The following is a 15,420-nucleotide window of genomic DNA, read 5'->3' as shown; positions in this document are numbered from 1 at the left end:
ACCTTTCTATGCAAGATTTCGAGTTTTTTCGTATACGTTCGCTTAACACTAGGCATATTGCACTGATGATGTCCCCCTCTCTCTTATGATAGGGTGGCCCGATCCTTATACTCAATCTTAATATTCCGACTCTCTTAGACGTTTACTTGCGTAATGGTATCGTTTAATTGACTGTTTGATAATGAAGGATATTTTTAATTAGATAACTTTAGCGTTTCTTTAAGATTTTCCCACTATAAACGCTTATATGCTGATTGAATGGTAGTATAATTAGGTGAGAGCTCACATTTTTATGCCAGTATTATCACCCAATGGATTTCAACAGGTGTTACTTGATTTTTCGATAAATAAGTCAAAGCTACCTAGTGTGGTTTAATTAGTTAACATGTCTGATTTTGTTTAATATTATTGTGGTTAATGTTGGCACTTAAATAAAATTGCATGAAAGCTGGTGAAACGTTGAAAAGTAAAGCTTTTTATGAATTAATGGATGTTTTAAAAGATAAAAAGAAAAATTATAAGTTTGACCCTTTTATTGAAAAATATATGCTAGAGGATGTATTGATTGCTTTTAAAGGTAATGGTTTTGGGGTAAATGCTTACCCAAACTCAAAATCACATAACGAATATTTGGATATTCTCCCTAAAATTTATTCAAAAGCATCAGCAGAAAACAAGAAACATATGGTTGACAAGTATAATCAGGAAGTAAAAACGTTGAATAGATTGTTCCATGATTTTTATTCAAATAGTCAGTTTGAAGAAGTGACACAGGTTGCTGACGAAAACAAATTCTTTGCATTTCTTATAGCATTAGAATTCTATGTACGAGCATTAAATGATCTTAAATTTAATAATGGAAGAAATAAAGATTTTTACGGAGATATGGATATACAAAAAAATATTAATGGTAAAATCGTTGGGATTGAAGGATTATCAACTAATCAGTTCACTGATGCCATTGATTATCTTTTTCAACAAGCAAGTAAAGTCGTTCAAGCTTTTATTTTTTATGGTTACCTTTACAGTAATAATAAATTTAAATATTGTGTACTTGATAAAGAATTTGATATTTCCGATATCAAAAAATCATTTAATTACCTTCCATTAATTGACCTAAGGGCTGTTCTATTTGATTTATTTGAAGACTGGAAATTTGGGAATTATGAAGTTCTAGAACGAGATGAGAAAAATGTAAAAATAATGCCTAAAGACCTAAAAAGCTTTTTAGATGAGAATATCGAAACTCAAAGGTTTGAATCATTTAGACAACATAACATTTGGGGCTATAGAGTTAAAGATAAAGACGTAAAGAAGATATCCCTAGCTACAACATTAGCTCCAGAAGCTTTTTGGGATAAATCAGAAGAAACCTCGTATAATGAGTATTTAGAGTATTTTTCAAGTGAAAAACTAGATTATAAAGTTAACGGTGTTGAAATTGTAAAATGGCTAAGGGCATACGCTGTGGTTAGACATTATAATAGAGAATTTTTAAATACTAACCTTTTCCCTGAACATAGTATTCCTGATAATTGGCTTTATGTATCAACTCTAGATAAGTGGGTTCAATTGTTTACTATGCATGGAATAGATGAAAAAAGTGCAAAGATAATCTGCAATAAATTTAAGTTTAAAAAAACTTCTGTAGATTGGTTTGATTCTCCGTTTATTGAAATTGGTGAAAAAATAATAACGATTCCATCAATAGCCAGTAGGATTCAAGACGTTCTAGCACTTATCTCGATGGCAACTAAGGAAGATATGAATCTTGATTTTAAAGGTTATTGCTTTGAAGATAGAATTCTTAACGATTTGAATACAAATAAAATTCCAGCAGTAAGCATTAAAAGAAAGGTTGAAAGTGCAGAATACCAGTGTGATGTTGCTTTTATTTTGGGAGAAGATTTATTTCTGTGTGAATGTAAACATACGGTTCAGCCTCTTACACAAAGAAAGAGATATGATTTTTATAATCAGAAGATCCCTGGAGATGTAGAACAAACTAACAGAATCTGTGATTTTTACAGTTCAAATCTAAATTACGTAATTGATGAGTTTAACAATAAGCATCGGAGTACTTATACATCCGATTGGAGGCCGAGACAAATATACAGAATAGTTATCTATTCTTGTAAGTTAGCTAGTAAGTTAGCTATAGATGGAGTAATCATAACCGACTATACAATTTTCACCACTTTACTGTATAAAAGGTTACCTACTATTTTACAAAATGGCAGACCAGTAAAACAGTTTATGCCACTAAAAATGAAGGGGGTTTTTCAAGGGAAACTCACATCAAATAAATTGCTAAATTTTTTAGATAATCCTTGGCAGATAGAATTTCAAAAATCTACTACTGAAATTGAAGATGAGATAATACCAATTAACCAAATACATCTACATAAGAAAAAAGCATTTAAAACTATTGATAACTTTTATGCTTAAAAAAGTAAAGATATATTAAGGTATGTTCATTGCGACATAAGTAAAGTTACATGTAGGAATTACAGGCAAAAAATAAGGTTCATCACTTAAACCGGTGGTGAGCTTATTTTTATTGCTTATTTTCTTAACTTCGTTATTGTGACAAATCTAATAAATTTATATATGGACAAAGTTTACATAAAGAACAATAGTTAAATGAAATTTTTTAAGGTTAGTACCAACTTAAAAATTGGCTTTTTATTACTTTGTTAAACAACCAGATTCATAATTTAATTGTATTGACATCGCCTTCTCGTTGCAGTTTTACCAAAACATCAGTTAATGCCATACCATACCTTCATAAACCGAAGAGGATTACAATACGAATGAAGGGTATCTACTAAAAATCCAAGCAACAATATGTGTTTCCCTTGTATCGATATAACACCTAAAATTATAGAATATCGACTATAGAAAGAACCTCGTCAGAAGACGTTCCCGGCGTCCTGGTCGTCAACCAACGAGTTGTGCGTCTATTTCTTCAGCAAACCTTTCAGATGTACGACCGTGTCGGCCAAATATTCCGGATGCATCACCAACACTATTCCGATAGCCACCGATAGGACGATTGTTGCGATACCGCCCCATTCGTTTGTAACACTTTTGTCCATCTCTACTTTCGCGCCGTCTGCATTCGTTACCGTCGTTTTGTCAGTCTTCGTACGTTTATAAAATCACATATATAAATATCTCACTTAACGTATTCACCCGTACTACTTTTCCAAGCGTATACATATATGCACAAAGTTTTTAAATTCTCCTTGTCCGTCAGCAAAGTTTTCGTAAAAATTTTTTGCGACATACGTTATCACACTGATCAGCCATTCTTAGCAGGGATGGTCCCATACGTTACCAGTCGACGAAGTTCGTGTTTTTGGTGCGAATGTGTACGTTACACCAGGCGTAGTGCGGTTCCGGTGGTGGCCGGCTCTCGTGCTGAGATGGCTTGTGTCGTTTCGTTCGTTTGGTGCATTAATGCCCGTCGTTATGCGGTTTACATCTGTTTTATGCTCATTTCAAGGTAGTCGGCGTTCACATTCCGAACGGTTCGTGAACACACTTTCATTTAGTGACCATTACTGTTCTATATTAATTACGAAAGGGATTTTTTTGGCGTCAATATCCGCTTTATGATCAATTTCATACCATTAAGCATTTTCCCTTTACAACTAATTTCACATGATTAGCAGAACGCTTGGTACACCTATACTTCCAAAGATAAATTAACAAATGGTACAGTTCGTTCATTTAAAATAACCCATCTATATTCTCTATCAGGATGTTCCGAAACAACAGTTGCTTCATAAATTGACCAAATGCATGGGGTTCAAGTCCAATAAGGTACTGAATATCCCTTTTAGTAATTGGTTTATGTTTCTGACCAATTACTAAGACGGTACCGTAATAAATGTATGTCTGCAAATATAATAATCGTCCCAAATCCTCAGTAGACAATTGTTCGATAATCTCTTGTACAGCCTCTATGTCCATGAATGTAAATCCTTCGCAGCGTCCGTTTTGTTTTACAAGCTTCTTACGAAATGCCTAATCCTGCTCTTCAGAAATAAATCGCCCATTTATCTCTTTTACAATCTCTCCCGTTTCGTTATCTAGTATTGAATATCTTGACTCTAGTATTTCCTCCTTTTCACAAATAACAAGATGGTGCTCTGTTTTGATTGGTAACAATGAAAAATCTGCTCTAGTAAGCTAACCAATTTACCCAATTATCCTGACAATAACTACTGATATAGACGAACTACTTTGAGCTTCTTTTTTACCGGTAATGCGCTTACCGCGTTCTGAGTGTAACAACTGCGTTTCGTCAGCCTATAATTGGCTTAACTGACCATAAACTGCTCTAGTACTAACACCAAAAAACTTTGCTATATTCCTCACGCTCGCTCCGTTTCCCCTTAGAAATTTCGCTTCCAACACCTTAATGTACGATAAATTTCTCCAGTTTGTTCCATCCTCTATTTTATCCAGTTGATTATCTTTATCTGTCCCTAACAACAAATGATTCGGATTATAACATGCTCGGTTACGACACACTTTGTGCCTAACAATTTGACCTGGGCTAATCGGTCCAACGTGTAACTCATAAGAAATTCTATGTGCTTTCTCTTTTTTACCATTTAGATTAAATCTTCCGTAGCTATAACGGTCTTTCGTTCCTCTCCATTCCCAACATTCATTCGAATCCCGCACCGTAGGTCGCTATTTTACTTGGCCACACACAGCCTTACTAATTTGTGATACTGAAACATTAAATTTATCTGCTAATGTCTTCTGTGACCATGGCTCAGTTACATACAGTTCACAAACATGTAGAATTTGCTCTTTCATTAACTTAGTAGTATGAATACATGGTATATCTTAAAAACGCCTTCGAGCTTGTCGGAACAAGTTTTTTTTACAACTTATAATGCAAATTTATTTCAAAAGGACAAAATGGTAAATAAATTTGCTTATGTATATGCGCTAAACACAACTCACATCGGTGAATTTTATGCAATTCAAAAAGAAGCATAGAAAAAAGAAGTTGGGATATCGAGCATTGAAAATTATGCTGCTAATGATTTCAACACAAGTTCTTCAACAAACTCTAATCAAGCTAAAACAAATTCTACCTCTTCTCAAAACAATTCAAACGATAATAAGGAAAGTAACGTAAATTGTAAGAGGAAAATCAAAGATAATGCAAACAGCAAGATTTATCATGTTCCTGATGGAGATTTTTATGATAAAGCAACAAGTAACATTTCCTGGTTTTGCACAGAAAAAGAAGCACAAGAAAATGGATATGTAAAATCAAAACGTTAAAAAAGCACCTATAAGGTGCTTTTTTATGCTTTTTTATTAACTATATTATGATATTAAGCTTGTTGTAAAATATGATGATAATCATCTACTACTTTTTTAATTGCTTCTGCAATTCCAAGATGGAAACCATTCTTTTCTTCTAATGGTGTTAATTCCATTAAACGAACTTGGTAGCTATCCATAGGGTTTTTAGGTTGCCTATTATACTCGTGCTTCGGATACACTGCCCAAACTTCATGCACCGGTCTAAATATATGCCATTGGCTTGAAAACTTATTATTATATAGGAACGGAGAACTCATATTTTCACGATAAGAAATTAATTGACGCATAACATCATTCTTTTTTCTCCTTGAATTTGTCCATATAGCATTTACAGGTCTGTATTTAAAATCGACCATAATTGTTCCAATATATTCATCATCTTTATATATATCCATTCGGGCATCTGGTCGATTATGCGTATCATTTGCATAAATTGGTTTATCCAGAGCTGTATTTTTCTTATCGAATGGTAAGATTTCATCATAAACCAAACGCAATCGAATATTCTCTTTCTTAAACTCAACTACCGTTCCTGGTTCTAAGAATGGAACTTTAATTGTTTTTGAATTAGGATTCGTATCGAAAATCCAACCCTTCACCACTTCAAATCCAACAGTTTCTTGTTGTAATCCGTCTATCAATTGTAAAAATCCCCAAATTTCATACAATAAATCTGTTCGTTTCCAATAGTAATCATAATTGGTATCAAGTGTAATTGATAACTCTTCATTTTTTAACAATCGATATAATTGATATAACTGTCTGTATCTTGAATCCAAATGCAAGACATGAGGAATACTCAATGCTTGTGCCTCTTCCACTTCTTCCATCCATTTTTCTTTTAATACAAGTAAGCATTCACTTCTTACACGTCGAACAAATCGTTCATATTCTATCAATTCATCTAATACTTTAGAGTTCAATCTAATTTTAATGTGTTCATCGTGATGAAAACGTCGTTCATCTTTAATTTCACGTTGTATTTTTTCTTTATGACTATGGAGATAGTCCAATAATTCGTTCATTTCTCTTGAGATAAAACGTACGATTTTTTTAATCCATTGATTCTCTAATAAGTTATGATTTCGAGTATGTTTAGGTGTGTAAACGTAATCTCTACTTTCTGGATGCCTAGAACGATAGCGGATACTAGTAGCATCGACAATTCCAGCTTTTCCTCCTGGCACTAAATTATATTCCTTACGAACCCGCATACGAGGTTCGGTTTGAATCGTTTTTAAAGAATTAACCCATTTTAAGTAATCTTTTTTTACTATATATAACTTTCGGAGAATATGAATGGGAATAGGAAGAGAGCTATTAATTCCTAGACTTGCATTTTTCCTTACCAAGTCCTGGGCTAGTCCATTCAATGTTTCTTCTACTTCATCACGCATTGAAACCCATTGTTCTTCTGTAATTTGTTTTGGTTGTACCTTGAGCCAAGAATAGTAAGATACATTTTTTACAACTACCTTGATACGATAATGTCCAGGGATCAGTGGATAATATCCATCTCGATTGTCTGAATCCCTACCATTAGTATATAAATATACAGGACTTAGTTCAGGAGATATATATGCAATATCATCTTCCCCAAATTCTAAATCCCTTTCTGGAAGGGTATCCAACCCATCCATATAAAGACGGGCTGTTTCATCCTCACAAATAAATTCTAATAATAAATGTTTGTTTTCTACGACTTCCGGTACATTTTCATCTTCCATTCGATACAAATGCGTTTCATCTTGTACGAAATTAGTAACAGGTATTTCTTTTTCACTTGGATGATTAGGGTTTTGACGAAAAATAACTTTAAACGGTATGACCATATAAACGTAACTCCTTCGTTTTTTCCGCTATCAATTTTCGTGTTTGTTTAAATTCATAGGAAGTTGGCATAGTAGATAATAACTCTAACAGTTTACTATTTTCTACTTGCCTTGTTTCAGGATTATATTGACCAAGTAATTCTGTAAATTGTTCATCCGACCCACGAACTTTTGTTAAAACACGTTGTACTAACTGGATATCAAAGGCTTCTTCTCTACTAAAAGGAGCATTTAACGGAATGTTATTTAGGAAATTGCTGATTTGACGAATAATACGCCATCCGATTCCCAAGTTTCGACTGCAATTTTGCAATTCAATGTGTAAATCCCAGAGGAATTTAGATTCATTTTCATGCAATGAAATTTCACGTTCTTTTCTTTTGAATGTTTCGTATTCATCAAATGTAAATGGTTCTGACTGCGGTATAGTTGATTCTTGTTTACGTTGTTCTTCCATTTGTAACACATTGGAATATGGTTGCATGTTTAAAGTAATTACATTTGCTCGGTCTAATACTTTATCAGAGAATTGGAATGTAGATTCATCAAGATTTACAGTTCCAACAAAAATTACATTACTTCCTATACGTAAATTAGGCGGAAATACATTTTGATTGTAAATTCTTGCACTAAACTCTTCATTATACAAACGTAAGATTCGTTTATTTTCTTCTAATTCAAGTACCGATAAGAATTGTGAGAAATAATGTTCAACACGAGCAAGATTCATTTCATCAAAGCAAACAATATGCAAGTCTTCCCCGTAATCTTTGGCACGAGCTAGGATATTCATCACACCGGAATCTCCTGGTCGATATACGTTATGCAATGTATCTAAATAACCAATTACATCTGCATCGTCTTGCCAAAACGGACGAACTGGTACAAATAACATTTGGTCTTTGGTTAGTTTCAAGGCATTTGCATAACATTGGACAAGCTTTGATTTCCCAGTACCACTCATACCAGCTAAAATTACAAGACTTCCCGTTTTCATTGCAGTATGGAAATTATATAAATCTTTAGTATCATAGTAGAGTCCTAAACGTTTGCATTCATTTTGAAATACTTCCATAAATTCATGCTCTCTGTAACCAATACCGTGTTCTTCTGGTGTAACAGTTTCTACAGGTTTGTCATCTAATACTTGCTCTCTTTGAGCGTCTTGTGCTTCTAAACCGCCAATAGGTTCTCCATGCGATTCAAGCAAACCTTGCACTTCATCGTATTGTTTTGAACTTATAAAAAGAACTTGGTCATGTACATAACTATTCATGACATATTCCGTTTGTAAATTGATAGAATTCACTTGGTTTGATGATGGGTGGAATCGAAAACCACCATGAGCGTAATCATGTTTTTCAAATAAACCGTATAGAGTGTATTCTGGTTTGTCTGTTTGGTTTTTCCATAAAATCATAGATGGAGTATCATCGTCATCTTTAGAGATTTGTTTATTTTCTCCTATATATTTTCGACCCTGTAACTGTTGCTCAAACACCTCTTTTGTACGTTCAGTTGTTTCTTCTGAAAACATTGGAATTGTCTCCAAAATTGTATCAGAAAGGAAGGAATCAGACTTTTTAACAATAGTTATATCCCGTGCCACATGGAACTCCATTGCTCCATTTGGTTTTTTTAACTCCACTTTGAAAAAGAGAATAAAACGATTCAAAAAGTCGCGAAGCGCTTGTTTTCTGTCGAAGTCGCTCCCAGTAATATCGTCATAAAATCCCCAATTATTTAACTCCTCCGCATAACAACATACATCTCTTATTTGTCGAGGGAAACTTTCAGGCGGATTAGAAATGATTTTTATATAAAATTGTAAATTATTGTTTCGATTGATAATAATAGAACTTCTTCCTGTTGAAACCTCTCCATCATTTGCTAAAATCCCTGCAATATTAATATCCCATCTTTTTGCTCCGTACATACTACATAACCCTCTCTCTTCTTCCATTATATTGACTCAATAACTCTCTTACTTCACTAAAATCTTTGCAAATTTTGATTTTTTTCTTTTCTAGCTGTAAATACGAATCGTTTGTATTCAACAGCATCTGGTTTTGGTGATTAAGTTCGTATGATAAAATCCAATAATCTTCATAATCTCTTGTAAATGGGTACTTATGGACATCATCTGATTCTACAAAATTAAATTCGATTCTTTCATCTTGGAATGGTTGTGTAAATAGAGGTTTTCCAATTACAAGAATTCGAGTTTTATTTGTTTGCTTCAAAGTTACTTTCATTTCAGTTGTTGTTTTGTTATCAGAATCTTCCCTCGATAGTTCTTGTAGTTGTTTCTCGTTCATTTGTTTTGCATGTAAATGATTTAATTGTCCTTGCAAATTTTTTATTGTTTCTTCGTACTCGGATTTTTCTTTGTTCCATTTTTCTTGTTCCCCCTTGTACTCGTTAGTCACTACCTCGTTTTCTTTCAATAACTCGCTATACAATCGGGTTTTTTCATTTAATTTTTCAGTTGTTTTCTTATTGCTTTCTTTCATCTCGTCTATCTTTTTCTTATGATTCTCATCACGTTTTCGTAACTCCTTCGTCAAATTGTCTATCTTTTGTTCGAGTTGTTGTATCTTCTTTTGGTCTTTTTTAGAGGTCGTCGTTTCCTCTTTTAGTTTTTCATTAGAAATTGGTTTTTGTTTTGTCATCGTTTTTTTATCGTCCGATTTAGTGTTTTCTGATTTCAATGTAATGGATTCATTCGGAACATTTAATAATTCGCTCTGTTCGTCTTTTAAAAGTGCATACAATTGAACTGCCTTTTTTTCTTGATCTTCAGAAAATAGTTTTGCAAATACCGTAGCCGCATTACTGTGCTCTGCAATATTTACTAGTTCGTTTACCTCTTTATCTACCAACGATAATCCTTCTAATAGATTTGACTCGATTCCTTTGGACCAGGACATTAATTTTGGATAATTCTTTGTGTCAAGCAAGTTTGAAATAAGCATATTTCTATTTGTTTTGTTAATGATAGACTTAATTTTATTAGTCCGGACACTCTTAAATGTAATTTCTTTTTCTATGTATATTTGAACCAAAACTTCATTACTAAATTTAGGTAGCAACCATCGCCACACATCTTTACTAGACATACATTCCCTTCTTCCTAAAAGTGATATTGTTTTTTTGTGTCTGAATCCGTTTACACAATTACCACTCTCCTCACAATTGGTATTTCTAAACGTTTATTTCTATTATATTAAGAGTCTATAAGAATATAAAGATAAAAAATATACATAACAAAATTCTTCTTGTTCAACGAATAATATTCCTATTCGTTATTTCCGATAAAGTTCTTAATAAAAGATAAGGAAATATTTCCAGAATCACAAATGTATCTTGAAATGATACATAAAAACGATCAAATTTGTTATGTCATTTAATTATAATTCCCTATCTTTATACTTGAATCTGCCTTTCATAAGAACGCTACATCACTCACCACGAATTTACTTTTTTATACAAAATGTGATAAAATTTAACTATCATATAATTGGAGGTAAATAATGAAAAATCACATTTTCCAAGTTGAAATAAACAGTCAATTAAATTCATCCCCTGCTCAATTTAAAGACTTAAAACACCTAATTAGAGAATCAGAATTAGATAAATTAATAGGCGAGACATTTCCTTTAAATGAGTATGATTCAGAATCCAACTTATTAATTAATGGTTCTAAAGAGCTACTCTTGTACTTTGAAAAAGTTGATGAAGAAAAACTAGATATAGTTGAGGAATTAAAAAACATTGAGTATATTGGGCTTTCTGACGATTATGAGATAATTTTAAGATTTAACAATGAATTGTTTGATGAAGATTTTAACGCAACTGGAATTTATGATTTTTCATATGATTTTTTAGATAACGCTTTCAATATGGGGAAATTTTCGAAATTTTGCATCTCAAATTCTTATAATGATCTATTAAGAGAAAACATAACCCAATTATTTGAAAAATTACCTTCTCTAAAAAAACAATATAGATTAATTAAAAATAGAAATGAATGGTTTTTAAGAGGATTAACCTCCACAAGATACAACAACTACGATAATCACCTTGCTATTTACCTAACATTAATCTCTCTTCATAAATATTCAAAGGCAAATCAAACGTCATTTAATTTAGAAAAAGCTTACTTATCTGATTCAGAAATTAAGATATTTTTCAGTCAACAAAACCCAATAAAGATACCGAATTTAGGAGAAATTTACTTTGGAGTCTATGTTTCTAATAATGAGATAAAAGAGGGAACGTTCTCTCTAGAATTAAGATATACCGTAGTAAATGAACAAGGTAAAAGCTTTAGCGGTCTATCAAACTACGTATTCAATATTAATCATTCGACAGGTATCAGTAACGTTCAGGAAAAACTTTCTTTTTCAGATAGAATAAATGAATTAAAAGATATTAATATACAACATATAACGAGTATTAAAATGAATAAATTAAGCGATAATCAATTATTTATGATATTTAAGAAAATTCATTCTTCCACACAAAAGCTAAGCAAAGAAGCTAGGGATAAGGCAAAAGATTATTACAATTCTACCTTAGTCAATAATACCCTTACAATAATTGAGGCTTTTGATAAATTCAACGAAATTACAACAGATGTGGAAGAAAGAATTTACCTTGAAAGGATCTATAATGAGGTATTAAAAGAATTAAGTGACAATTAATTAAAAAACTACATTCTTTAAAAAGATACTGAAAAAAATCCATATAAAAAGAAGTTAATTATCTAGTATATTTAGGGCATTAACTTCTTTTATCATCTTTATATTAACAAAAATCTTCAATACATAAAAAACATAACTCCTTCAACAACTTAATGTGAATGATTAAAAGAAAATATTAATAATCACACGTAATAAATTTTTAATATGGGTAGAAATGTAGTACATAAAAGTCTGTTTTTATACAGTGCACTCATCTAAAAATCTTGAAGCGTCAATAATTATTAAGATTTATTATGTTTGAAATGTATTAATCCTTGCTCGGCAGAAAAACAAGCTTCAAATCATTTTCTCTTATTCTTTAATGGAATTTTTTTCAATCATTAGTAGTAATATTATATCTCTGTCTAGCAAGTGTGATTATATTGTGATATTCCTCTCCATTTTCTATAGCATAAATCGTTATTGTTAAAAAAGCGTGTTTTTCATTTACAAAATCTCTTAATTTTTTTCCTACTTAAGTGTGATTATAAAAAAACTTGTGTTAATATAACTAATTTTATATAGTCAGATTTAACATAAAATAATATTAGTATAGATGTTTATGCTCTTCTTTCTGTGCTTGTTTATTTTTTCTATATTTTATAGAATGTTAGTCTAAATACTTCTAATACGAATAACGTTTCTTAAATCTAACCTTAAATTTTTAATATTGAAATTTTATTTTCCCCCTTATTTTCTTTATATATTGAGGAAAAGATAAACCGCTTTTTACCACATTTATAACTTCTTTAAATTCTAATTGAATAACTAATGCTTCTCCACCATCTTTAAACCCTATAGCAACTGCCACCGGTGGCATATTAACATTACTTGCTTTGTAAATGTCCTCCATTCGCTTGATATATTTTTTCTCTATTCCAACAACTCTCTCTATTGTCTCTGGATTCTCAGCTTTTTGATTAAAATTAAGGTAAAACTCAGCTTTTTCTTTCGAGTCAAAAAATAACAAATAGTCTTTTGTATTAATTTTCCAACTCTTGATATTACCTGTATTAACTTCATCAATAAATTCCATAATAGTCCAAAACGGCTCACCTTTTGATTTTATTAAAGGTAAAAATTCGTAATTGGGGGAATTTTTTATTTTTTCTTTCTTAACACTTCTTTCTAATTTCACTTTATGATCATCAGTCATAAACTTAAGCAAACTAAAAATCTTATGTAAATCTAAAAAATCTTTAACATTTAAGATTGCATGTTGTATCTCAGTTCTTAAATCTAGCATACTCGGACCATTCCATGCACATTTCTCATGAACAATATGAAAATCACCTAGAATTTTCTCAAGTATATTATTCTTATCTACTCTTAATACAATTGTTACTTTATCTTGTATCTGTATAGTATTGTTACAACAAATACATACTGGTTGATCATTATTTATATAACTTTCATTCCATATCTTATTTTCATTCTTAAATAGACTTTGCTGTTTAAAAGTGATAAGAAAGATTGGAAATTGACGTAGAAACTCTTCTTTTATATGAGTATTGAAGAAATAAATTAAATCGGTCATCCTTTTTGTATGCCATTTTTTAATCTCATAACAATAAGTATATTTCATTAATGTACTGTTACATATAGATATATATTGGATTTGATTAGAATCTTTTGTAATAGCTATCAATCCTATATTTAATAATTCTTGAAAATACAAATAACCATTATCCACTATACTCGATATCTCCATGAAATCATCTTGTTCTATTGTTTCACTCTTAAGTTCAACCATATGATTTATAATTTTCTTAAAAATTAATTTAGACATCTCTGGTTTAGATGTTTCTCCTAATTTTCGATGTAACCATTTATTGTACAATTCTATTTCAGTAATCTGGTTTACTACTTCCTTTCCCTGATATACTTCGGCAATCATTCTCATTAAAAAGGGCTCTTTTGCAAGTTCTCTACTTTCATTATCAAGGTCTCCTTTAATCCCATATGTTTTTTTATATTGTTTCCAAATATAAATTAGCTCCTGGTCATCCAATTTATCTACATATACACCTAACTTATTTCTATATGATAAGTTTTTAGGCATATAAATATTGTCTCCAAGAGAATTTAATGCACCCTTAAAATGTGTAAATTTATACCAGATATCATTAATTTCATTTGTGGTCTTACAGGATACAATTAAAAATATATTGGAATCCTGAATTTTTTTTATTAAATCGTTTAATTCATTACGTAGTTCTATATTATTAGGATGTTCGTCTAGACCATCAATTATAATATAAAAACGTTGATCTTCATGCCTTTTAGTAATATCATCAAATCTTCTTATTAATTCTGATATACTATATTCTTGATTTAATAGGAATTGAAAATCCTCCTGAATAGCATTGATTAACCTCTGATTAAGTAAACCTGCACTATAAAATAATATTGGAAAATGATCTTTATAACTCTCCCACAATGAGTATAAATAATTTGTCTTTCCAGCCCCTGAATTACCAATCACTGCATAAATTTTACTCTTTGAATTCATAAAGTTTTTAAATTCAGACATATATTTATTTCTATTACAATGAATTCCATCTATAATACTTTTATTTGAAATCGTTTTTGATCTTATATCATAAAAATTACGCTCACTCTGAAGTTGACAAAAATTAAGAAGATTTTTTCGATCTAATCCAATAAAAGTTTTTAGAGCGATTTCTCGAATATCTTCTGATATCGTTAAGTTATAACCTGAAACAATAAAGCTACTCTTACTCAAATCTGTATTAGTTAATTCGAGTTTAGTTATAGTATCAAATATCCTTGTATTTCTTCCATTTGTTACAACACTATAAGGAGCTATTTCATCTAGCAATCTAGCATAGTTAATGGCTTGCTCAATATCTTTTTGTTCAATTGTATGATTTTCCCTCTTAACTTCTACTAAAATAATATTCCTCAACTTTCCATTTATTAAAGTCTTATATAATATATCTGAGTAAACATTCTTTGTTATTTCTTCCCCAATATGAATCTTTCCTTGCCTTGGAATATTTATTTTAAAATGTGTTTCGAATTCTATTTCGTCTGTCAAGAATCCCATTTTTTTAAAATATGGGACTATAACAGTATTTTTAACTTGCTCTTCATTCATATATTTTTTTTTCATAAACTTTACATTGCCCCCTCATTTGTATTTTAACTCTTTAATTTCTTCCTCTTCAAAATAATAAGCTCATTACTATTTAATTAATAATATCCACAAGACCTATTGGGTATACATTCTTATTATACTTTTCAGACAAAGCAATTAACTGGTATTCTTCCAAACTATTTTTATACATGCTTCGCGTAAAATAAATTCATATGGCTCGGTAGTATGAACTAATTTTTAAATAAATCCCCTAAATTCAACAATAACATATCTCCTTATTTTACCAGTGTAATTTAATTCCACTCAGAAAGCATATTTATTATTTTTCTTTTATTACTCCTGATTAAAATATCTAAAATTAAAA

General features: G+C 30.9%; 10 protein-coding genes. 3 read left to right on the top strand and 7 right to left on the bottom strand.

Going from position 1 to position 15,420, the window contains the following annotated elements:
- The first annotated feature begins 459 nt into the window (after window positions 1–459).
- Window positions 460–2,448 carry a hypothetical protein gene (locus AC0L0O_RS19760; RefSeq protein WP_473785937.1) on the top strand — a complete coding sequence of 663 codons (1,989 nt, stop codon included), beginning with the start codon at window positions 460–462 and terminating at the stop codon, window positions 2,446–2,448.
- A 492-nt stretch (window positions 2,449–2,940) separates the two neighbouring features.
- On the opposite strand, the gene AC0L0O_RS19755 is transcribed toward AC0L0O_RS19760, so the two are convergent.
- From AC0L0O_RS19755 to AC0L0O_RS19745, 3 genes are all read right to left on the bottom strand, one after another.
- Entirely contained in the window at window positions 2,941–3,075 is a 135-nt protein-coding gene (locus AC0L0O_RS19755) for a hypothetical protein (RefSeq protein WP_473785936.1), read from the bottom strand.
- Window positions 3,076–3,735: 660 nt separating this feature from the next.
- Window positions 3,736–3,978, bottom strand: a complete 243-nt coding sequence (locus tag AC0L0O_RS19750; RefSeq protein ID WP_473785935.1) for a hypothetical protein — start codon at window positions 3,976–3,978, stop codon at window positions 3,736–3,738.
- 339 nt (window positions 3,979–4,317) lie between these two features.
- A complete protein-coding gene (locus AC0L0O_RS19745; RefSeq protein ID WP_473785934.1) occupies window positions 4,318–4,698 on the bottom strand; it encodes an HNH endonuclease signature motif containing protein in 381 nt (126 codons plus the stop codon).
- A 339-nt stretch (window positions 4,699–5,037) separates the two neighbouring features.
- Here AC0L0O_RS19745 and AC0L0O_RS19740 point away from each other — a divergent pair, with 339 nt between their 5' ends.
- The gene (locus AC0L0O_RS19740; RefSeq protein WP_473786119.1) at window positions 5,038–5,313 is read left to right on the top strand and encodes a sunset domain-containing protein; all 276 of its coding nucleotides are present in this window, start codon (window positions 5,038–5,040) and stop codon (window positions 5,311–5,313) included.
- A 53-nt stretch (window positions 5,314–5,366) separates the two neighbouring features.
- Here the strand turns inward: AC0L0O_RS19740 and AC0L0O_RS19735 are convergent, their stop codons facing one another.
- The 3 genes from AC0L0O_RS19735 to AC0L0O_RS19725 are packed head-to-tail and all read right to left on the bottom strand — an operon-like array spanning window position 5,367 to window position 10,309.
- Window positions 5,367–7,190, bottom strand: coding sequence for a DUF2357 domain-containing protein (locus tag AC0L0O_RS19735; RefSeq protein ID WP_088120170.1), 1,824 nt, complete (start codon window positions 7,188–7,190; stop codon window positions 5,367–5,369).
- Window positions 7,174–9,153 carry an McrB family protein gene (locus AC0L0O_RS19730; protein WP_252367774.1) on the bottom strand — a complete coding sequence of 660 codons (1,980 nt, stop codon included), beginning with the start codon at window positions 9,151–9,153 and terminating at the stop codon, window positions 7,174–7,176. Before AC0L0O_RS19730 ends, AC0L0O_RS19735 begins: the two co-directional genes overlap by 17 nt.
- Window positions 9,128–10,309, bottom strand: a complete 1,182-nt coding sequence (locus AC0L0O_RS19725; RefSeq protein WP_473785933.1) for a hypothetical protein — start codon at window positions 10,307–10,309, stop codon at window positions 9,128–9,130. The genes AC0L0O_RS19730 and AC0L0O_RS19725 overlap by 26 nt, the downstream gene beginning before the upstream one ends.
- 414 nt (window positions 10,310–10,723) lie before the next feature.
- On the opposite strand from AC0L0O_RS19725, the gene AC0L0O_RS19720 reads away from it, so the two are divergent.
- Window positions 10,724–11,896 (top strand): hypothetical protein, encoded by a 1,173-nt coding sequence (locus AC0L0O_RS19720; protein ID WP_088120167.1) that lies wholly within the window; start codon window positions 10,724–10,726, stop codon window positions 11,894–11,896.
- A 703-nt stretch (window positions 11,897–12,599) separates the two neighbouring features.
- Here AC0L0O_RS19720 and AC0L0O_RS19715 read toward each other — a convergent pair.
- Window positions 12,600–15,071 carry a type I restriction enzyme HsdR N-terminal domain-containing protein gene (locus AC0L0O_RS19715; RefSeq protein ID WP_473785932.1) on the bottom strand — a complete coding sequence of 824 codons (2,472 nt, stop codon included), beginning with the start codon at window positions 15,069–15,071 and terminating at the stop codon, window positions 12,600–12,602.
- Window positions 15,072–15,420 lie beyond the last annotated feature (349 nt).

This window comes from Bacillus sp. GS3m_15504 (assembly GCF_055825275.1).
Note: the sequence above shows the minus strand (reverse complement) of the source record. Positions and strands in the feature narration are given on the sequence as shown.

Excerpts from the sequence above, each read along its gene's own strand:
- AC0L0O_RS19755 (WP_473785936.1), bottom strand. The coding sequence starts at position 3,075 with ATGGGGCGGTATCGCAACAATCGTCCTATCGGTGGCTATCGGAATAGT.
- AC0L0O_RS19750 (WP_473785935.1), bottom strand. The coding sequence starts at position 3,978 with ATGGACATAGAGGCTGTACAAGAGATTATCGAACAATTGTCTACTGAG.
- AC0L0O_RS19735 (WP_088120170.1), bottom strand. The coding sequence starts at position 7,190 with ATGGTCATACCGTTTAAAGTTATTTTTCGTCAAAACCCTAATCATCCA.
- AC0L0O_RS19730 (WP_252367774.1), bottom strand. The coding sequence starts at position 9,153 with ATGGAAGAAGAGAGAGGGTTATGTAGTATGTACGGAGCAAAAAGATGG.
- AC0L0O_RS19725 (WP_473785933.1), bottom strand. The coding sequence starts at position 10,309 with ATGTCTAGTAAAGATGTGTGGCGATGGTTGCTACCTAAATTTAGTAAT.
- AC0L0O_RS19720 (WP_088120167.1), top strand. The coding sequence starts at position 10,724 with ATGAAAAATCACATTTTCCAAGTTGAAATAAACAGTCAATTAAATTCA.
- AC0L0O_RS19715 (WP_473785932.1), bottom strand. The coding sequence starts at position 15,071 with ATGAAAAAAAAATATATGAATGAAGAGCAAGTTAAAAATACTGTTATA.